The sequence below is a fragment of the Paraburkholderia sediminicola genome (assembly GCF_046026895.1).
Taxonomy (GTDB): Bacteria; Pseudomonadota; Gammaproteobacteria; order Burkholderiales; family Burkholderiaceae; genus Paraburkholderia; species Paraburkholderia sediminicola_C.
This window is the reverse complement of record NZ_JAQQEU010000014.1, coordinates 1-19,341: the sequence shown is the minus strand read 5'-3', so window position 1 is coordinate 19,341 and position 19,341 is coordinate 1. Positions and strand designations below refer to the sequence as shown.

The following is a 19,341-nucleotide window of genomic DNA, read 5'->3' as shown; positions in this document are numbered from 1 at the left end:
ATCTCTCTGCTGTGCATCGCTGTGTTTCTATTCTCGTCAGGCTTGCAGCGCGTCCCACATGTCCTTGTCGCGTTGCGCGGTCCAGATGCGCGGATGCGTGATGCCGCTCGCTTCGTCGAACGCGCGCGAGACATCGAACGGCAGGCAATGCTCGTAGATGAACACGTGGCCGAACTTCGGGTCCATCGCCTTGCGCGTGAGCGCCATCGCGGCCTTCAGATCGAGCTTCTGCGCGACGGCCTCACGGCCCTGTTCCAGCAGCGTGGTGACGAAGTCCTTCGTATAGTCGAGACCCTTGTTGATCTCTTCCGGCGTGGTCAATGCGGGGCCCCGGCCGGGCACCAGCTTGTCGGCGTTCAGCGCGCGCAGTGCTTCGAGCGTGGCCGGCCATTGTTCGAGCTGCGCGTCGCCGCAATAGCAGGCCGCGTCATACTCGACCAGGTCGCCGGAGAACAGCACCTTCTGCGACGGCAGCCATACCACCGTGTCGCCCTTCGTGTGACCCGCGCCCAGATGCGCGATACGCACTTCGAGCTTGCCGAGGAACAGCGTGATTTCCTTCTCGAACACGAGCGTCGGCCACGTCAGGCCCGGCACCGTTTCGACGCCGGCGAAGAGACGCGGAAAGCGCTCGATTTCCGACTTCATATCCGCCTCACCGCGCTCGACGATCATCTCGTACGTGCCGCGACTAGCGATCACCTGCTGCGCGCCCTCTTCGAAATAGGCCGACGCGCCGAGCACGCGCACCGCGTGATAGTGCGAGAGCACGACGTATTTGATCGGCTTGTCGGTGACGCTGCGAATCTTCGCGATGAGGTCCTGCGCCATGGCCGGCGTGGCGGTGGTGTCGACGATCAGCACGCCGTCGTCGCCGATGATCACGCCCGAGTTCGGATCGCCTTCGGCGGTGTACGCGTAGGCGTTGTCGGACAGCTTGGTCCACGTGACTTTCTTGACTTCCAGATCGGCCTGGGATGCGAATGCCTTTGCCATGCTTGTCTCCCTCAAAAGTTGGACGTGAGGCGAGACGGCCGGCTGCGCGAATGCCGCGCGGGCTGACGGTATTGGAGGATTGTCTCGCCCCGTTTTTGACCCTGTGACTGCGCCGGTGTGTCGGGGTGAATGCATCTTAGGTCGGCGCGAGTTTATTTGTCAATAGCGAAATGTATCGCTATACGCAAATTTCTAGGCGCATAAGATGGAAGCAGGATGGGGCGGCCATTCGCAGGCCATTCGGCTAACATGGACCCTTTTTACGGACGAGCGCGGGTGTGAGCAAAGCAGCGAAACCAGCCACGAGCAAAGGCGCGCGCGGCGACGACACGGCGGACGGCGGCAAAACGCAGCGCGGCATTCAGAGCGTCGAAGTGGGCGGCCGCGTGTTGCTGGCGCTCGCCCAGGCGCGCGCGCCGCTCGCGCTGTCCGATCTCGCCAGTGCCGCGCAGCTCGCGCCGGGCCAGGCGCACGCCTATCTGGTGAGCTTGAGCCGCCTGGGTCTCATCAAGCGCGACGAACTCTCCGGCCGTTATGAGCCGGGGCCGCTGTCGTTGCGGCTCGGTTTGCTGCGCCTCGAAAACCAGCCGGCGTTTCGCGCCGCCGTGCCGCGCGTCGCCACGCTGGCCGCGGCGATCGGCTTCAGCGTCGCGATCTGCATTGCGGGGCCCCAGGGGCCGACCATCGTCCGCTATGAGCACGGCGGATTTCCGCTGCACGTCAACTTGCATGTGGGCACGGTGATGTCGCTGCCGGCGACATCGACGGGGCGTGTGTTTTGCGCGTTTTTGCCCGCCGACGTGCTGGCCGCGATGTGGGCGAACCAGTCGGGCGCCGCGCATAGCGCGATGACGCCGCCTGACCAGAGCGCCGCCTTCGAGACAGCGCTGCGCCAGATCCGCGCGCGTGGCCTCGAATCCAGCGTGGATGCGCCGAGCCCGGGCATCAGCAGTCTGAGCGCGCCGGTGCTGGATAACGACGGCCGCCTGTCGCTCGCGTTGACAGTGATCGGCCCGACCGGCGCGATCGATGTCGCCGCCGATGGCCCGGTTGCTCGCGCGCTGCTCGGCGCGACCCGCGACATCGGCGTGCAACTCGTCGCCGCGCCTTTCATGACAGCTTCTTCCCCATCGTGACCGACTCTGCCGACCCCTCCCATTCCTCCGCCGATGCGAAACCGCAGCGCGGCATCCAGTCGCTCGACAGCACGGGCGAATTGCTCAGCGCGCTGGTCGCGGCAGCGCGGCCGTTGAGCTTGCGCGACCTCGCGGCGCTGGCCGGCATGCCGCCGGCCAAGGCGTTTCCGCATCTGGTGAGTCTGCTGAAAATCGGCTTGCTCGATCGCGATGCGTCCGGCTGTTTCGAAGCCGGGCCGCTCGCGCTCGAACTGGGTTTGATCGGCTTGCAGCGTCTGTCGCCGACGCGTGAGGCTGAACCCGAAGTGGTCGAGCTGGCGGCGTCGACGGGAATGAGCGTCGCGATGGCGGTGCTCGGGCCGCTCGGGCCGACCGTCGTGCGTCTGGAGGAATCGGCGCGGCCCCTGCATGTGAGCTTACGGGTCGGCTCGGTGATGTCGCTGGTGAATACGGCGATTGGCCGCGTGTTCGCGGCGCATGTCGCCGACGATGTGCGAGCGGGTCTGCTGACGCAGGATCATCTGCGGCTGGCGGGGCATGCGTTGACTGGGGAGGCGGCATTGGTGCGGTCTGTTGCGCAAGACAAACCGGCAGCCCTGGCAAGCGGTGCGGACGCAGCGCCCGAGTTCACGCCGGCCAGCAACGCTTACGCGCAGCGACTCGCGCGAGTCCGCATGGAAGGCATCGACACGGCTTTGAGCCGGCCCGTGCCTGGCATCAATACGTTGGCCGCGCCGGTGTTCGACCATACCGGCAGCATCTGCCTCGTGCTTGCATTGATGGGACCGAGCGGCAGTTTCGATAGCGAACCCACGGGCAAACCGGCGCAGACTTTGCGCGCGGCGACGCTGAGGTTGTCGCGCAGATTTGGCTGGATCGCGGCGACGGGCGGCGACATCGCGTAAGCGCACCCGGCAACCCGTCAGAACGCGGGCGAATCAGTCCCCCGCTCCCTCCGGCTCATGCGACGCCAACCTGGCCTTCGCATGCCGCATCTTTTCGAGCGTCTTCGGACCCGCTTTGAGTGCAACGCCGATGGCAAGCGCGTCCATGATGCACAAATGCACGAGCCGCGACACGCCCGGCGTATTCGGATCGATCGGACTCGGCACGCGCAACAGCAACGGAATATCGACGAGCCACGCCAGCCGCGACCCGACATTGGTCAACGCGATCGTGGTCGCGCCGCGCTCCTTGGCGATCTGAATGCTTTCGTTCACTTCGACGCTGCGTCCCGAATGCGAAATCGCAAAGGCCACGTCGCCCGGCTCCATCAGGCCCGCGTAAAGCCGCTGTAAATGACCATCCGTAAAAGCGCTCGACGCGATGTCGATCCGCAGGAACCGCAACGCCGCGTCTTGCGCGACGAGCCCCGAGCCGGAACCCACGCCGAAGAAAAACACCCGCCCCGCGCTCGACAACGCCGCGATCGCGCTTTCGACCACCGCCGGGTCCAGCGCGCCGCGCGCATGCGTGATGCCGTCGATCGCCGCCTCGGCGACCTTGTCCATCAAGGTCTGCACGTCGTCGTCGCGCGCCACCGCGGTGGATGCATACGGCACGCCGCCCGCCACACTCTGCGCCAGTTGCATCTTGAAGTCGCGCAGGCCGTGCGCGCCGATCGCGCGGCAAAAGCGCGTGACGGAAGGCTCGGACACATCCGCGCGCTGCGCCAGTTCGGTGATGCTCGCGCGCATCGCGAAGTCGACATCGCTCAACACCATGTCGGCGACCTTGCGCTCGGCGGGCCGCAAACTGGCAAGCGCGCTGCGGATGTGGGGAATCAAGTTCGGTGCGGACACCCGGTGTTCCTTGAGGGTTAAATGAATCCGCGTCGCTCGCAGCTTCGATCAGCATCGACCGGCTTGAATCGGCTTCAAGCGGCAACACGCGGTTCAGGCCAGCCTGCGTCCACTCTCCGTATCGAACAGATGAATATGCTCGGCCGGCAAACGCAGCGTGACACGCTGACCGGGCTCGACTTTCGAGCGCTGGCGAGTCGTCACGCACCACGCGTTGCCGCCTATTTTCCCGTACAGGTGCGTCTCCGCACCGGTCGGCTCGACCACTTCGACTTCCATTGAGGCGTCCGGCATCTGTGCCATGGTCTCGATGTGCTCCGGCCGCACGCCAAGCGTGACCTTCGCGCCGACTTTGGCGCTCGCCGGCACGCTCTCCAGCACGATCTCGGCGCCGTCCGCGAGCTTCAGCGCAAGGCCCGCCCCTTGCGAGCGATTCACGATCACCCCTTCGGCGAAGTTCATCGACGGCGAGCCGAGGAAGCTCGCGACGAACAGATTCGCCGGATGATCGTAAAGCTCCAGCGGCCGGCCAATCTGCTCGATACGCCCCGCGTTCATCACCACGATGCGGTCGGCCATCGTCATCGCTTCGATCTGATCGTGCGTGACGTAGATCACCGTGTTCTTCAGCCGCTGATGCAGCGCCTTGATTTCCGTGCGCATCTGCACGCGCAGCTTGGCGTCGAGATTCGACAGCGGCTCGTCGAACAGGAACAGCGACGGCTCGCGCACCACCGCGCGGCCCATCGCCACGCGTTGCCGCTGACCGCCCGAGAGCGCGCGCGGCAAGCGGTCCAGATAGCCGCCGAGGTTCAGCATCTTAGCGGCGGCTTCGATGCGCGGCTTGAAACTCGCCGAGGATTCCTTACGAATTCGCGGCCCAAACGCGATGTTTTCATAGACCGACAGATGCGGATAAAGCGCGTAGCTCTGGAACACCATCGAGATATTGCGCTGCTGCGGCGCGAGACTGTTCGCCCGCGTGCCGCCGATCATCAGGTCGCCGCCGCTGATCTCTTCGAGTCCCGCCACCATCCGCATCAGCGTGCTCTTGCCGCAGCCCGACGGCCCGACCAGCACGACGAACTCGCCGTCGTCGATGTCGAGATCGATGCCGTGCACCACCTGGGTGTCGCCATAGCGTTTGAAGATGCCGCTCAGTTGCACTGCTGCCATGCTGTCCTCATTGTCTTGCTGCGTTGACCCGGCCACCTTCTTCGTGCCGTGCGCCCGAACGTGGCGTGAAGCGGCTCAGAGCGATTCGAGCGTGAGTTCTTCCGCCATCAATCGATTGCCTGCCATCAAGCCGCCGTCTACCGGCAGCGCGACGCCGGTGATCACACGCGCCATCGGCGACGCGAGAAACAGCACCGCGTCGGCGATGTCGTCGGGCGTCGCGAAGTCGCGCAACGGATACCACTTTTTCAGATCCTCGAAGACCTGCGGGTTCTTGTCGACGCGCGCCTGCCACGCCTGCGTCTTCACGGTGCCCGGACAAACGATGTTCGCGCGAATGCCGTACCGCCCCAGCTCGATCGCGAGCGCCTTCGTGTAGCTGATCAGGCCGGCCTTGGCCGCGCTATACGCCGGATGGCCGAGCGCGGCCAGACCGTTCACCGAGCCGATCAACACCAGCGCGCCGCGCTGGCGTTCGATCATGGACGCCCGCACCGCTTCCACCGTGTGGTACGTACCGTTCAGATTCAGATGGACGTCGCGCTGCCAGCTCGCGGCGTCGGTCGTGGCGAGCGTCGTGCCCAACGCCGCACCCGCGTTCGCGACCATCACGTCCACCGGACCGCGCTTGCTGACCGCCTCGGCCACCGCTTGCTGCACCGCGGCAGCATCGCCGAGATCGACGGCGACCGGCGTGACATGCGCGTCGCCCAATTGCGCGGTGAGTGCCTGCAGCGCGGGCGCGTCGAGGTCGAGCGCCAGCACCGTGTCGCCCTGCTCCACGAAGCGCCTGCACAACACGCTGCCGATCCCGCCGCACGCGCCCGTCACCAACACCACACGATTCATATCCGCCTCGCTCCCGAGTCTCGCCGCCGACGCTCGATCCCGCCTGTACCGCCCTGTAAATTTCCTACAAATCTGACAACGCCACGGTGCCCCGTCATCCCGAAGATTGAGTATCCGTGGCATCGCGATATGCAGAATACCCCCGCTTTACAGCATCTTATGCACAAAACCGGCTGAGAAAAAATATCGCAGACCCTACGTGACAAGCTATTTTGCGTCATGTAGGATTTTTTCAAACAATTTAACCCAAAGCGGCCGGCGACGGCAGCAGACCACCCCACCATCGTAGGATGGGACCGGAGTAAGCGCTAAAGCGCTCACTCCGTTCGACACAGGAGAGAGAAATGTCGTTGCATGCCCGTGCTTCCCTCGCGCTCGGCAAAGTTGCCGTGGCGCTCGCTTTTGCAGGTATCGCCGTCGCGGCTCACGCCGACACGGTGCGCGTCACTGTCGCTCATTACAGCGACGCGACCGCGCCGTACTTCGAAAAAATGGCCCGCAACTTCGAGAAGGCCAATCCCGGCACGACCATCAAGATCGAAGACGTGAACTGGGACACGCTGCAACAGAAACTGCAAACGGACATCTCCGGCAACGCCAACGCCGACCTCGCGATCGTCGGCACGCGCTGGCTGCTCGACTTCGTGAAGGACGACGTGGCCGAACCGCTCGACGGCTACATGGACGCCAATTTCAAGGGCCGCTTCATCGGTCCGTTCCTGGCTCCAGGCCAGATCAACGGCAAGACCTACGGCCTGCCGATCGCCGCTTCCGCACGCGCCCTCTACTACAACAAGGACCTGCTCGCGAAGGTCGGCTATCCCGACGGCCCGAAGACCTGGAACGACGTGATCGACGCGTCGAAGAAACTGAAGGCACAGGGCATTGCCGGCTTCGGTCTGCAAGGCAAGGAAATCGAAACCGACGTCTACTATTACTACGCGCTGTGGACCCATGGCGGCGACGTGATCGGCAAGGACGGCAAGGCGGCGTTCAATTCGCCGGCGGGCATCAAGGCGGCCACGCTGTACAAGACGATGATCGACCAGGGTCTGACGCAACCGGGCGTGACGGGCTACAGCCGCGAAGACGTGCAGAACCTGTTCAAGCAGGGCCGCGTCGCGATGGTGATTTCGGCGCCGTTCCTCGCCAAGCAGATCAAGAAGGAAGCACCGAACCTGAAGTACGGCATCGACCCGATTCCGATGGGCACGACGCACGCCACGTATGCGGTCACGGATTCGATCGTGATGTTCAAGAACTCGAAGGTGAAGAAGTCGGCGTGGAAGTTCCTCGACTATCTGTTCACGAAGGAACCGCGCGTCGAGTTCACGACGACCGAAGGCTTCCTGCCGACCACCAAGGCTGAGGCAACCGACCCGGCGTTCAATGACCCGGACACCAAGGCGTTCGTCGCGCTGCTGCCGACGGCTCACTTCGCGCCGACCGTGACCGGCTGGGAAGACACCGCGAAGGCCGTGACCGACGCGATGCAATCGGTCTACCTCGGCAAGGCGCAGCCGGCCGACGCGTTGAACGCGGCGGCCGCGCAAGCGAACAAGTCGCTCGGTCACTGATCCGCAGCGACTCAGCCGTGACACCGAAGTGATGTGCTGAACCCGGAACGAGCGCCACCGTTGCCAAAGGCGGCGCGCGTTTCGGCCGTGATGCACCTGCTGCACTATCCGGCCCATCCCGACGCGCCCGCGCTTTAGTGCGGACGCGTCTTACGATCGAGCACGCATGAGCCGTTCCGCTTCTTCGCGCTTGCAAGCGCCCTGGTTGCTGATTGCGCCGAGCCTGGTACTCGCGCTGTTCATCATCAGCTACCCGATTTTCAACATCGTGTGGCAATCGCTGCACGAGGTGTCGCGTTTCGGCGCGATTCGCGACTTCACCGGTCTGCAGAACTTCTACAACGTATTCAACGACCCCGTGTTTCTCGCGTCCACGCGGCGCACGCTCATCTGGACCGTGTGCGTGGTCGGCGGCACCGTGCTGATCTCGGTGCCGGTCGCGCTGGTGCTCAATCAGGATTTCCATGGACGTGGCGTGGCGCGCACGATCGTGATGCTGCCGTGGTCCGTTTCCCTGACGATGACCGCCGTGGTCTGGCGCTGGGCCTTCAACGACGACTACGGGATGGTCAACGTCACGTTGCAAAGGCTCGGCCTGATCGGCGGTCCGATCCATTGGCTCGCGACGCCGGAACTGGCGTTTCCGGTGGAAATCGGCGTCGGCATTCTGGTGTCGATTCCGTTTACCGTGACGATACTGCTGGGCGGCCTCTCGTCCGTGCCGGGCGACATCTACGAGGCGGCGCGTATCGACGGCGCGAGTGCATGGCAGCAGTTTCGCAAGCTGACCATGCCGCTCTTGCGCCCGTTCATCAACATGACGATTCTGTTGAACGTGATCTACGTGTTCAACTCGTTCCCGATCATCTGGGTGATGACGCAGGGCGGCCCAGACAACAGCACGCACATTCTCGTCACGTATCTCTACGAACTGGGCTTCCGGCTCGGGCGTCCCGGCGAAGCTGCGGCGGTCTCGCTGATCATGCTCGTCATGCTGTTCGTTTTCTCGATCGCCTATCTGCGCCTGCAGCCCGCGAAAGAAGGAGATCCGTCATGAGGCTCGACGCCAAGATGAAGCGCTCGCTGTGGTGCTGGCTCGCGCTGTCGCCGCTGGTGGTGGTCGTGCTGTTTCCGTTCGCGGTCATGCTGTTCACCGCGTTGAAGCCGGCTTCGGAGATTTTCGTCTATCCGGCGCGCTGGCTGCCCGTGCACTGGCAATGGCGCAATTTCGTCGACATGTGGGAAGCGGCGAACTTCGGCGTCGCGTTGCGCAACAGCACGGTGATCAGCCTGCTGTCGACGATGCTCGCGCTCGCGGTGAGCTTGCCGGCCGCGTATGCGCTCGCCCGCTTTCCGTTTCGCGGGCGCGGCTTGTATCGGCAGTTTCTGCTCGTCACGCAGATGCTGTCGCCTATCCTGCTCGTGGTCGGTTTGTTCCGGCTAGCCGCGATGATCCCGTTCGGCGACGGCAACCTGGTCGACAAGAAGATCGGCGTGATCGTTTCGTATGCGGCCTTCAATATCGCGTTCGCGGTGTGGATGCTGTCGTCGTACTTTCAGACGGTGCCGAGGGATCTGGAAGAGTCGGCGTGGCTGGAAGGATGCGGGCGCACCAAGGCCGTGTTCAAGGTGTTCCTGCCGCTGGCCGTGCCGGCAATCGTCGTGACCGCGATCTTCACGTTCATCAACGCGTGGAACGAGTTTGCGGTGGTCTATACGCTGATCCGCTCGCCGGAGAACAAGACGCTCACCGTGCAGGTGACGGACATGGTCGCGGGCAAGTATGTCGTCGAGTGGCATCTGGTGATGGCCGCTACGCTGTGCGCGACGTTGCCGGTTTCGATCGTGTTCGCCTGGTTGCAGAGGTATCTGGTGAAGGGGCTGGCGTTGGGGGCAGTGAAGTGACGCTCGCGCTGTTTCGATAGTTACTTCGATTCGCCTGTGCGGCGGGCCGTCACTGCAAGTCGGCATTGACGGCGCCGGACGGTCGTCACATGGGATGCGGCCAGGCACTTTGCCGACCGCATCCGGCGCATTATTCGGTGCCGCGCACAATGCGCAGATCGCGCTCGACGCCGTCGCCCAGAGCTTCGAGCGCTTTCTTGTAGGCGTCGCTCGAATATGCGGCAACCGCCGCTTCGTAGGTCGCAAACTCGATGACCACGGTGCGCTCCTTCAGGCCCTGCTCGCGCACCTCGTCCGCCACACCGCGCACGATGAACTTGCCGCCCGCAGCGGCCACGGCAGGCGCGGCGAGTTGCGCATACGCGGCCAGCTTCGCAGCGTCGTTCGTCTTGCGATAGGAAGTTACCCAATAACCCTTGCTCATTCGAATCTCCTTTGTTCAATGGTTCAAAAGCGGTCGCGGCCTTACATATTAGCAAAGAGGATCGCGTTTGCTTGCGGGCATTCGTGTTTGTAAGCGCGTGTGTCGCGCTTCTTTCATGAGCCTGACCGCCGGCACCGCCGCGGGGCTCGCAATACCGGCGGCGTCGCGGACACGCAAGCGGGACCGGCGATTCCTTACGACTCGATTGCCGAACCCGTTCGTTACCTAAAGACACGGACGTGCGAGCCTTTCGGCTTGTTCTGCGTGAAACGAGTCAAGAGCGTTGGCTGACGGACCGGCATCACAACGCCCTTAAGAGCTTGGAAACGCCCAACCAGACTTGACGACTTACGTCGGAATCGCGAGCCTGTTCCACCCAGCCGGGTAGGACTCTGGACGTACGTGTACCGAACGAAGCCATCCTCGTATGTCCCCGTTCTGATTGCCCAACCTGCACCGCTGTTTCCTCTTGTGAACAGCAGCTTCAATCGTCCGCTCAAGCCAATAGCTTGCCTCACGGCGACTCCAGCCACAGCCCCATAGCGCAACGCAAAGCGTATAAGCGCATCAAAGCCGCTGCAGTTCATCTTTCATCCATTCATGGACGGCTCGGCTCAGTTCCTGCTGAGACAAGTCTCGAGGGGAGAATGCCGGGCCGACAACCACACGAATTTGTCCCCGAGCACTGGGCCAGCCTTTCGCCGGCCAGACCCGGCCCGCGTTGAGAACCACAGGAAGAGCGGGCACGCCAGTCGCACAAGCCAGTCGAACGCCTCCCGACGTCATCCTCAACGGGGCATCATGTGACACCCGGGTCCCCTCCGGGAAAATGACAACGACGTCCCCCTTCGCCAATCTCTCGGCGCTTTCCTGCGTCACAGCCTGATGAGCCTGTCGAGCGGAGCCGCGGTTCAGACTCACCATATCGAGCCCACGCAGCACCCATCCAAAAAAGGGAATGCGAAGGAGCTCTTCCTTGAAAACGAAACTGATACGCCGTGGAAAAAGTGCGAGAAACGCTAGTGTCTCCCAAGTCGATTCGTGACGGCACAGCAGTATCGCTGGTCCTTCAGGGATGTTTTCAAGCCCCGCTATCGAAACTGATACTCCCGGCAGCCAGCGCATCACAACCACCAATGCTCGACACCATTGTTTTGCCAGCCAGTATCGTCCGGCCCTGCCGACGAAAGGAAACAGAAGCAGTATGGCCATCGAATACAGTGTCCCGCTACCGAGGAGGTAGACGATAAACAGCCATTTGGTCAAAATCGGGCGCATCGGGTCCTGAGTCGGATTGGTTGCGACGGAACTTTCCACCGTTGAGATGTGATACTACGCCGTGGACGATGCGTTCGTTCCGTGGACCGAAAGCGGCAATGCAGCGCGTGAATCTTGACATACAAAGCAGGTCGTCAGTTCGGCTAGTGCCATAAGTGTTCTAAAGGCTTGACCTCGCGTGGTAGCGCTCATGCCACAGGTCGTGCCTGCTGCCCCGCTTCCACGCCAGTTAATCTGGCGAATGAATGAACGAGAAGCGGTGCACGACATCTCTAAGCGAGCCTATCGCATCGACATCCATTGCCGAAAATGTGAGTTGCTGCACGGGTACCAAAGCTCCTGCCGAAGAAATCTGATCGCGGGGCGTACACCGGACATCCCCGTGAACGGTCTGGTTCCGTGAGCATCGACTCATCCGGGTGCTTGGAGCGCTGGTTCAATGACAGGGTGCGAGTGTCCGTGTGTAGCGAGAAGCAGAACTCGCCGGGGCCCAACCAGTGCTCTATAGTGCGGGTGCGGACGCGTTTCCTGGTCGCATCTACAAGATGACGCTCTCAGGCGAGGCGCTCGGTGTGCTCGGCAAATCGGGCAAGCAGCTGAAGCAATTCGGCTGGATTCATCAGATGGCATGCCCGGCGGAGAACATGTCGTCCGTCGAATTGATGAACTGGCGTGTGCAGAAGCTGATTCCGCATGCTTGAGCCGCGATCGGATCGAATTGCTGGTGCACGCCGCAAAAAGGAACAGTAGCAATCGCGATCCATTCGATAAGGTCCTAGAGTTCCATTGAAATTCGATACGACAACCGTCCGGCTGGTCCTCGCGATCGTCGAGGAAGGCAGCATCTCGCGCGCCGCCGACAAGCTCAATCTGGCCGTGGCCGCCGCGTCGCGGCGCGTATCGGACCTGGAAGAGCAACTCGGCGCCCGGCTGTTCAGGCGCGTGCCGCACGGCGTCGAGATCACCGAATCGGGCGGCAAGCTGCTGCAATACGTGCGGCAGATCGACAACCTGATCGACCGGCTCGAAGGTGACGCGCAAGCGCTCAATCATGGCCTCGACGGCCGCATCATCATCGGCGCGCCGAAGGCGGTCGTCATCCAGTTCCTCGCGCGCGAGATCTCCGACATCCAGCGCAAGTATCCCGGCATCACACTGAAGATCGTCGAAGAGAACAGCAAGATCGTGCAGCAACTGCTGCGCGACAAAGTGATCGACGTGGGTATCTACGAGAAGAAGAGCGGCTTTCTGAACCTCGCCCAGGTGCCGTACAGGAACGACCGCCTCGTGCTGGTCTACAGCCGCCCGCATTTCCAGTTTCACGAAGAGCCGATCGGGATCGACGATATTCTGGACCTGCCCATCGTGAGTCTCGGCAAAGGGTCGGCGGTGTTGTCGGCCGTGCTGCGCGCGTATCGCAGCCGTGGACGGCTATTTGCCAACAACTTCACCGCCAGCGGGTTCGACACCATGCTCGCGATGGTGCGCCATGGGCTCGGCGTCGGCCTGATGCCGCCCGATGTGCTGCGCAGTTTTCATCCCGAACAATCGCTCGCGTCCGCCGAGCTGCTGGGAGACTGGCATCAGCGCAGCTACGTGCTCTCATACGTCGAAGGACATGCGCAGGAGCAGACCCTGCGCAACGTGGTGAACGGCGTGCTCGGCAATACAGCCTAGTCGACACGTTCGACACGCGCTCTCCGGTTTCGCGATGCGCGAAACCAGACATGACCGGACCATTCTTGCGCCAGCTTTTTCAGTCGGCGACAGTGTGGGGCACAACGATCATGCAGGAGACGAGATGATGCACCCTAGCCTCGGCGCAAGCGCCGCTGCGCCGTCGTGCACGCCCCGCGCGCCGATTCCCACGCGCTGCGCCTTCAACTATCCCGACTTCCTCATCCGCGATTGCGAGAACGGGTCAGCGCTCGCGTGCTGACCACGAGTCCCGCAGCCACGCCCGTCCCGACATCGCCGAACCGTTCGTCACGTGACCACATGAGCGCATGGTCGCCCCACCACTTCAACCAGAGAACCTCGATATGACCGAATCGAAACATCTGCCGCTGCAAGGCATCCGCGTGCTCGACGTGAGCCAGGTGATGGCGGGCCCGTTCGCCTGCATGCTGCTCGCCGACATGGGAGCGGACGTCATCAAGGTCGAGCCGCCGGAAGGCGATCAGACCCGCGGCGCGATGGGCTTCAAGATGAAGGGCCCTGACAGCATGGGCTTTCTGAACATGAACCGCAACAAGCGCTCGCTGACGCTCGACCTGAAGAGCGACGAAGGACGCGAGTTCTTTTACGAGCTCGCCAAAACAGCTGATGTGATCGTCGAAAACTATCGGCCCGGCGTGGTGCAGCGCTTGCGCATCGACTATGAATCGATCAGGCAGATCAATCCGAAGATCGTCTACGTCAGCATTTCCGGCTTCGGACAAAGCGGGCCTTGGGCCTCGCGGCCGGGCTTCGACCTGATGGCGCAGGCCATGTCCGGCGTGATGAGCGTGACCGGCTACAAGGGTGGCAAGCCCGTCAAGGCAGGCGTGCCCGTGGCCGATATCGGCTGCGCGTTGTTCGCGGTGTACGGCTTGCTGTCGGCGTACATCGGCGCGCAGAAAACCGGCGAAGGTCAGCATATCGACGCATCGCTGTTCGACTCGGTGATGGCCTTCTCGATCTGGGACATGTCGGAGTACTGGGGCACGGGCGTGCCGCCGACGCCGCTCGGCACCAGCAACAAGATGAGCGCGCCGTATCAGGCGGTGAAGGCGCGCGACGGCTACTTCGTGATGGGCGCGACCAACCAGAAGCTGTGGACAAAGCTGTGCGAACTGCTGCAACGCCCGGACCTCGTGCAACACGCCGATTACGCAACCGTATCGCTGCGTCTGAAGAATCGCGAGGCGATGATCGAAGTACTGGAGCAGGAATTCGCGAAGCGCGACAGCGCCGACTGGGTCGAAGCAATGCTCGCGACCGGCATTCCCGCGGGCCCGATCCTCTCCTATCCCGAAGCGTTCGAAAGCGAGCATGCCACGCACCGCCGCATGTGCATGGAGATCGACCATCCGAATGAAGGCAAGGTGAAGAACATCGGCTTCCCGGTCAAGATGCTCGGCACGCCGCAAACGGTGCGCCGTCATCCGCCGCTGCTCGGCGAGCACAACGACGAGCTCTTTGCCGAGATCAACGGGAGCGCATCATGAGCGAGCCCGTCACACTGACCCTTCATTCCTCGGGCGCGGCGGAAATCGTGATCGACCGCCCCGAGCGGCACAACGCGATGACGCTCGACATGTACGAATCGCTGCTGACGCTGATCGCACAGTGTGAACAGAACAGCGGCGTGCGCTGCATCCTGTTTCGCGGCGCGGGCGGCAAGTCGTTCATTGCCGGCACCGACATCGCGTACTTCAAGGGCTTCCGCGACGGCCGCGATGGCATCGCCTACGAGGCTTTCGTCGAACGCGTGATCGACACGGTGGAGCGGATTGCGAAGCCCACCCTCGCCGTGATCGACGGCTGGGCGGTGGGCGGCGGCCTCGCGCTTGCGACGGCTTGCGACTTCAGGCTGTGCAGCGACACGTCGCGCTTCGGCGCGCCGATCGCGAAGACGCTGTCCAACACGCTGTCGTCGCGCAACCTCGCGCGGCTCCAGGCGGCGCTCGGAGTGCCGCGCGTCAAGAAGATGCTGCTGCTCGCCGAGTACCTGAGCGCCGCCGAAGTGCTGGAATGCGGGTACATGTACGGCGTTTTCGCGCAGGATGCGTTGCAGGATGCGGCGCATGCGCTCGCGCAACGGCTCATCGCACTGTCGCCGGTCACGCAGAAAGCGGTGAAGGAGAGCCTGCGCCGCATCGTCGTCGAGCAACGTCTGGACGACGACGATCTGATCGAAGAGGTGTACGGCAGCGCCCGTTTCAGGGACGCCGTGCTCGCGTTCACCTCGGGTTCGTCGAAATAACAATAAATAAACAACGTGGAGTGAGACATGAAACGATTACAACCGAAGGCGACGGCCACCGTGCTGCTGATGCTGTGCCTGATGTACTTCATCACCTACGTCGATCGCGTCAATATCAGCACCGCAGCCGGGCAATTCAAGTCCGAGCTTGGACTGAGCAACACGCAGCTCGGCTTCATTTTCTCGGCGTTCGCGTATCCGTATGTGGTGTTCCAGTTCATCGGCGGCTGGGTGAGCGACCGTTTCGGTGCGAAGCGCACGCTGATCGCCTGCGCGTTCATCTGGGCGGTGGCGACCACCTTGACCGGTTTCGCGGGCGGCTTCACGACGCTCATCGCCGCGCGCCTCCTGCTCGGCCTCGGCGAAGGCGCGACCTTTCCCGCGTCCACCAGCGCGATGGCGTCATGGGTGAGAAAGGACCGGCGCGGCATGGCGCAAGGCATCACGCACTCGTCGGCGCGGCTTGGCAACGCGGTGGCGCCGATGCTGGTGCTGGCGCTGATGACCGCGTTCGACTGGCGCTTTGCGTTCTACCTGCTCGGCGCGCTGAGTTTCGGCTGGCTGGTGCTGTGGTGCGTGACGTACACCGAAAAACCCGCGGATCATCCGCGCATCACCGCCGCGGAAATCGACAGCCTGCCCCCGCCCCGGGTTCGTCCGATGGAAGCGCCGGGCACGTGGGCGCGGCTTTACCGCCGGTTGTTGCCCGTGTCCGCCGTGTACTTCTGCTACAACTGGATTCTCTGGCTGATGCTCGACTGGATGCCGCTCTACTTCATGCACAGCTTCCATCTGAACATCAAGAAGGCGGTCATCTTCACGTCAGGCGTATTCATTGCCGGCGTGTTCGGCGATCTGGTCGGCGGGCTGATCAGCGATCGGCTGCTGCGCCGCACCGGCAATCTGAAACTCGCGCGCAGCTACCTCGTCGCGTTCTGCATGACGATGACCGGTCTCTCGCTGATCCCAGTCGTGCTGATTCACGACCCGATGTACTCGCTGGTTTTTCTCGCCGCCGCGATGTTCTTCAATGAAATGAATATCGGGCCAATGTGGGCCGTGCCTATGGACATCGCCTATGACCGCTCGGGTACGGCGAGCGGCATCATGAGTGGGACGGGTTTCACCGCGGCGATCGTCAGTCCGGTGTTGGCGGGTTATCTGATCGACCGCCTCGGCAACTGGAACGTGACCTTCCTGTTGTCCATTGGCGTGATGGCGTGTGGCGTGCTGCTGACCTTCATGATGAAGCCGGATACGCCGTTCGCCGACAAGCTGAAGCCCGCTGCTGCGCCTTCGGTGCGAGCGGGGCGCGACGCTGCTGCGTTTCCGTTAGCGGACAAGCGCTGAGAACGCGTCGCGGCGCCATTCAGCGTGCACCGCGGTCGACCAACCGGCTCGCGACGGATGCGCTCGATGCATTGCTCACGCTTCCTTGAAACTCGAACGCGAGCATTGCCGAGATCATGCGCGAATTGCGCTTTTTTAGTCGTAGTGGCGATGCTTGTGGTGCTTGCCCGAACGGTAGCCACGCGAATAATCGTTCGCGTAGGAGTTGGAACGCGAGACGTTGCCGCCGAGTGCAGAACCCGCGCCGCCGCCCAACGCCGCGCCGACCAGGCCGCCACCACGGCCGCCCATCGCATTGCCGGCCGCTGTGCCCGCACCGCCGCCCAGCGCCCCGCCGATGATCGCGCCCGTGCGCTCGCGGCGATTCGACGTCACCGCGCCACCGGCGCCGCCGCCGACCGCGCCGCCGATCACGGCGCCCGTGCTGCCGCCCACCGCGCCGCCAAGCGCCGCGCCGGCCACACCGCCGAGTGCGCCGCCAAGCGCGTTGTTCATATCGCCAGCAACTGCCGACAACGATGCCGCCGCAGTCAATGCAGCAACGGCCACCATCTGGATGATCTTCTTCGACATAAGAGGGTCTTTTGTTTTCTTGAGACGGCGCCGAGTATAACCGGTCATTCGAAAGGCTCTTGTAACTGCCTGAGGTCATCTCCGTAAGACGTGTAACAAAATGATCGCGCGGGTTTTGAGGGATTGCGTCGGATCGCAGCGAGGTCTGGCGGTTGGCCCATGAGGTGCATGGTTTGCCGTTTTACGTCATTTGGGCCACTAAATAATCCGCATTTCAAATGCGTAAGGCGGATTCGCGAACCGCCGCATCACGATGGCCCGCGAACCCGCCGCTCATTCCACTCTTATCCGCGCCGCTTCTTCTTCAACTCGATCGTCTCGAACAATTCATAGTTCGGCGTCGGTGTTTGATCTGCACCTGGCGCGTGATAGTAGTTCATCGTAATGGTCGTGTCGCCGCCCGGATGGCCCGGATCGTGATCGAACACCGCGATGCCGTAGCCCGTGCCGGTGTCGCGCTGCGCCGACCAGATCGCGTCTTCGACCGCATCCGCACTGGCCCGCGTGAAGGTGCCCGCTGTCGCGGCCGGAACCGGACGATTGGGCCGCGTGAAAATGCGCGCCTGCGGCAGCCCCGTGCCGATGTCCACGCCGTACACATCCAGCGGCGCGCTCGTGCCGCCACCGCCGAGAATCAGGTGAATCGTGCCGTGGCTCGTGTCGAATGTCGACGCACCCGACGATACCGCCGACATGGTCGGCTTCGGCTGCAACGTATCGACCGGTCGGCCCGTCGCGATGTCGGTACCCTTGTGATGATTGCAGCCGCGCACGGGATAGCTGCGCTCATAGTCGTGATCGTGGCCGCACAGTACCAGGTCGACGCCGTATCGGTCGAATAGCGGCAGCCACGCTTCGCGGATGCCCTTGTCCGAACCGTTGCCGGTCTGCGACGAACTCAACGCGTCCTGATGCATCTGCACGATGATCCAGTCCACCTCGTCGTCCTGCGCCGCGTGATGCAGGACCTTCTCCAGCCAGCGCGTCTGTTCGCCGCCGCTATATCCGCGCACGTATAGCGAGGTGCCCGGTTGAATCGGCGGATTGCCGGTGCTGGCGACCGGCACCAGCGGAGCCGGGCCGGCAACGAATGCAGCCGCGTCCTGATAGACGACGTCGTCCGCATCGAGCGAGACGAACAGCACGGAACTCACGCGGAAACTGTACCAACGCCCCTGGAAATGCGAGTGATTATCCGGCAGCGTATAGCGCGAGAGATACGACGCAAGACCCTGCTCGCCGTTGTGGAATTCGAGTTCGTGGTTGCCGGGACACGGCATCCACGGGCGGTTCGACGCCGACGTCTGCGCGTTGTTGCCGAAGTCGCGCCAGACGTCCGGCTGTTGCATCGGGTTTAGATTGGCGTAGCAGAGGTCGCCGTTGAGCAGATGGAACAGCGGCTGAAAACGCTCGACCGCCTGCACCGCGAAGCGGCTTTGCGGCGAAGACAACACCCAGCCGGTATTGGGCGTCGCGAGATCACCATAGCTCGTCCAGCGAAACGGCGCGCGGCCGCGCGGCGCGGTGCGAAAACTCGCGGTGAAAGGCTGCGCGGCGTTGCTGTCATTCTCCGCCGTCACTTCGTACTGATAGTTCGTACCGGGCTTCAGATCACGCAGACGCGCGTGATAGGTGAACACGACCTCACCGTTGATGCCATCCGTATACGTGCTTTGGACCGCATGCGCAGTATGCCGCTTCGAATCCGCGCCGCTGATGCGCACCTGCGGATTCACCGCCGGCGCGACCGAAGCCCACGACACCGTGACCTCGCTCGTCGGGTCGTTGCCCCAGGTCAGATGGATCTGCTCGGGCGTGCCATCGGGTGCATTGCCGCTGGCGCCGCGCGCCGCCGATGCCAACGTGCCGGCCGCCGTGGCGAGGCTGGACGCGCCGGCAAACTTCAGGAACCCACGACGCGAGACGATGGAAGCGCACTGATCATCGGGCGGCGAAGCCTTGACGATTTTTCTGTTCGACATGTGCGGTGCTGTTGTATGGGGATGAAAGAACGCCAGCGCTTATGCGGGCGCATCGCGCTGCCCGCGCTCAAGCGTGCGCTGCCGGATGTGTGCATGACGGATGCGACCACTGATGCTAGCCGCGACGCTGCGACAACCGGATGAAACCGCGTAGCAGAGCAAAGGCGCGGCAACAGACATCTGCGCGCCCAACGGCTAATGCGAGGGCGACTGCGGATTATTCGCCGGATTGGTATCGAATCTGAACACGCGGACGATGCCGTTTGCGTCGACCAGTTTCAACAGTTCGGTCTCGATGGCATCCGCGATTTCTTTGCCATAGACTT

19 protein-coding genes are annotated in these 19,341 nt (G+C 63.0%); 11 read left to right on the top strand and 8 right to left on the bottom strand.

Going from position 1 to position 19,341, the window contains the following annotated elements:
- Positions 1-36 precede the first annotated feature (36 nt).
- Positions 37-996 carry an MBL fold metallo-hydrolase gene (locus PQR02_RS12565; protein ID WP_408230540.1) on the bottom strand — a complete coding sequence of 320 codons (960 nt, stop codon included), beginning with the start codon at positions 994-996 and terminating at the stop codon, positions 37-39.
- Between the two features lie 278 nt (positions 997-1,274).
- On the opposite strand from PQR02_RS12565, the gene PQR02_RS12560 reads away from it, so the two are divergent.
- Positions 1,275-2,132, top strand: coding sequence for an IclR family transcriptional regulator (locus PQR02_RS12560; RefSeq protein ID WP_408230537.1), 858 nt, complete (start codon positions 1,275-1,277; stop codon positions 2,130-2,132).
- Positions 2,129-3,037 (top strand): IclR family transcriptional regulator, encoded by a 909-nt coding sequence (locus tag PQR02_RS12555; protein ID WP_408230534.1) that lies wholly within the window; start codon positions 2,129-2,131, stop codon positions 3,035-3,037. The genes PQR02_RS12560 and PQR02_RS12555 overlap by 4 nt, the downstream gene beginning before the upstream one ends.
- A 33-nt stretch (positions 3,038-3,070) precedes the next feature.
- Here the strand turns inward: PQR02_RS12555 and PQR02_RS12550 are convergent, their stop codons facing one another.
- From PQR02_RS12550 to PQR02_RS12540, 3 genes are all read right to left on the bottom strand, one after another.
- Entirely contained in the window at positions 3,071-3,934 is an 864-nt protein-coding gene (locus tag PQR02_RS12550; protein WP_408230531.1) for a MurR/RpiR family transcriptional regulator, read from the bottom strand.
- A 93-nt stretch (positions 3,935-4,027) separates the two neighbouring features.
- A complete protein-coding gene (locus PQR02_RS12545) occupies positions 4,028-5,110 on the bottom strand; it encodes an ABC transporter ATP-binding protein (protein WP_408230528.1) in 1,083 nt (360 codons plus the stop codon).
- Positions 5,111-5,185: 75 nt separating this feature from the next.
- The gene (locus PQR02_RS12540; protein ID WP_408230525.1) at positions 5,186-5,959 is read right to left on the bottom strand and encodes an SDR family oxidoreductase; all 774 of its coding nucleotides are present in this window, start codon (positions 5,957-5,959) and stop codon (positions 5,186-5,188) included.
- Between the two features lie 344 nt (positions 5,960-6,303).
- On the opposite strand from PQR02_RS12540, the gene PQR02_RS12535 reads away from it, so the two are divergent.
- From PQR02_RS12535 to PQR02_RS12525, 3 genes are all read left to right on the top strand, one after another.
- On the top strand, positions 6,304-7,536 hold the full coding sequence (locus tag PQR02_RS12535) for an ABC transporter substrate-binding protein (protein ID WP_408230522.1): 1,233 nt from the start codon (positions 6,304-6,306) through the stop codon (positions 7,534-7,536).
- A gap of 166 nt (positions 7,537-7,702) precedes the next feature.
- Positions 7,703-8,593, top strand: coding sequence for a carbohydrate ABC transporter permease (locus PQR02_RS12530; RefSeq protein ID WP_408230519.1), 891 nt, complete (start codon positions 7,703-7,705; stop codon positions 8,591-8,593).
- Positions 8,590-9,441 carry a carbohydrate ABC transporter permease gene (locus tag PQR02_RS12525; RefSeq protein WP_408230516.1) on the top strand — a complete coding sequence of 284 codons (852 nt, stop codon included), beginning with the start codon at positions 8,590-8,592 and terminating at the stop codon, positions 9,439-9,441. Before PQR02_RS12530 ends, PQR02_RS12525 begins: the two co-directional genes overlap by 4 nt.
- A 130-nt stretch (positions 9,442-9,571) precedes the next feature.
- Here the strand turns inward: PQR02_RS12525 and PQR02_RS12520 are convergent, their stop codons facing one another.
- Entirely contained in the window at positions 9,572-9,865 is a 294-nt protein-coding gene (locus tag PQR02_RS12520) for a DUF1330 domain-containing protein (protein WP_408230513.1), read from the bottom strand.
- Positions 9,866-10,432: 567 nt separating this feature from the next.
- A complete protein-coding gene (locus tag PQR02_RS12515) occupies positions 10,433-11,143 on the bottom strand; it encodes a lysophospholipid acyltransferase family protein (protein ID WP_408230871.1) in 711 nt (236 codons plus the stop codon).
- Between the two features lie 497 nt (positions 11,144-11,640).
- Between PQR02_RS12515 and PQR02_RS12510 the strand changes: the two genes are divergently transcribed.
- From PQR02_RS12510 to PQR02_RS12485, 6 genes are all read left to right on the top strand, one after another.
- Positions 11,641-11,844, top strand: a complete 204-nt coding sequence (locus PQR02_RS12510) for a hypothetical protein (RefSeq protein WP_408230510.1) — start codon at positions 11,641-11,643, stop codon at positions 11,842-11,844.
- A gap of 85 nt (positions 11,845-11,929) precedes the next feature.
- A complete protein-coding gene (locus PQR02_RS12505; RefSeq protein WP_408230507.1) occupies positions 11,930-12,820 on the top strand; it encodes a LysR family transcriptional regulator in 891 nt (296 codons plus the stop codon).
- 124 nt (positions 12,821-12,944) lie between these two features.
- Complete coding sequence (locus PQR02_RS12500; protein WP_408230504.1) at positions 12,945-13,082, top strand: hypothetical protein; 138 nt, start codon at positions 12,945-12,947, stop codon at positions 13,080-13,082.
- Positions 13,083-13,185: 103 nt separating this feature from the next.
- Positions 13,186-14,352: a CaiB/BaiF CoA transferase family protein gene (locus PQR02_RS12495; protein WP_408230501.1), complete on the top strand. Its 1,167-nt coding sequence runs from the start codon at positions 13,186-13,188 to the stop codon at positions 14,350-14,352.
- Positions 14,349-15,110, top strand: a complete 762-nt coding sequence (locus tag PQR02_RS12490; RefSeq protein WP_408230498.1) for an enoyl-CoA hydratase — start codon at positions 14,349-14,351, stop codon at positions 15,108-15,110. Before PQR02_RS12495 ends, PQR02_RS12490 begins: the two co-directional genes overlap by 4 nt.
- Positions 15,111-15,137: 27 nt before the next feature.
- Entirely contained in the window at positions 15,138-16,460 is a 1,323-nt protein-coding gene (locus PQR02_RS12485; protein ID WP_408230495.1) for an MFS transporter, read from the top strand.
- A 135-nt stretch (positions 16,461-16,595) separates the two neighbouring features.
- On the opposite strand, the gene PQR02_RS12480 is transcribed toward PQR02_RS12485, so the two are convergent.
- Together PQR02_RS12480 and PQR02_RS12475 are read right to left on the bottom strand one after the other, a co-directional pair.
- Entirely contained in the window at positions 16,596-17,033 is a 438-nt protein-coding gene (locus PQR02_RS12480) for a hypothetical protein (protein WP_408230492.1), read from the bottom strand.
- Positions 17,034-17,317: 284 nt separating this feature from the next.
- The gene (locus PQR02_RS12475; protein WP_408230489.1) at positions 17,318-19,015 is read right to left on the bottom strand and encodes a fibronectin type III domain-containing protein; all 1,698 of its coding nucleotides are present in this window, start codon (positions 19,013-19,015) and stop codon (positions 17,318-17,320) included.
- Positions 19,016-19,341: the final 326 nt, after the last annotated feature.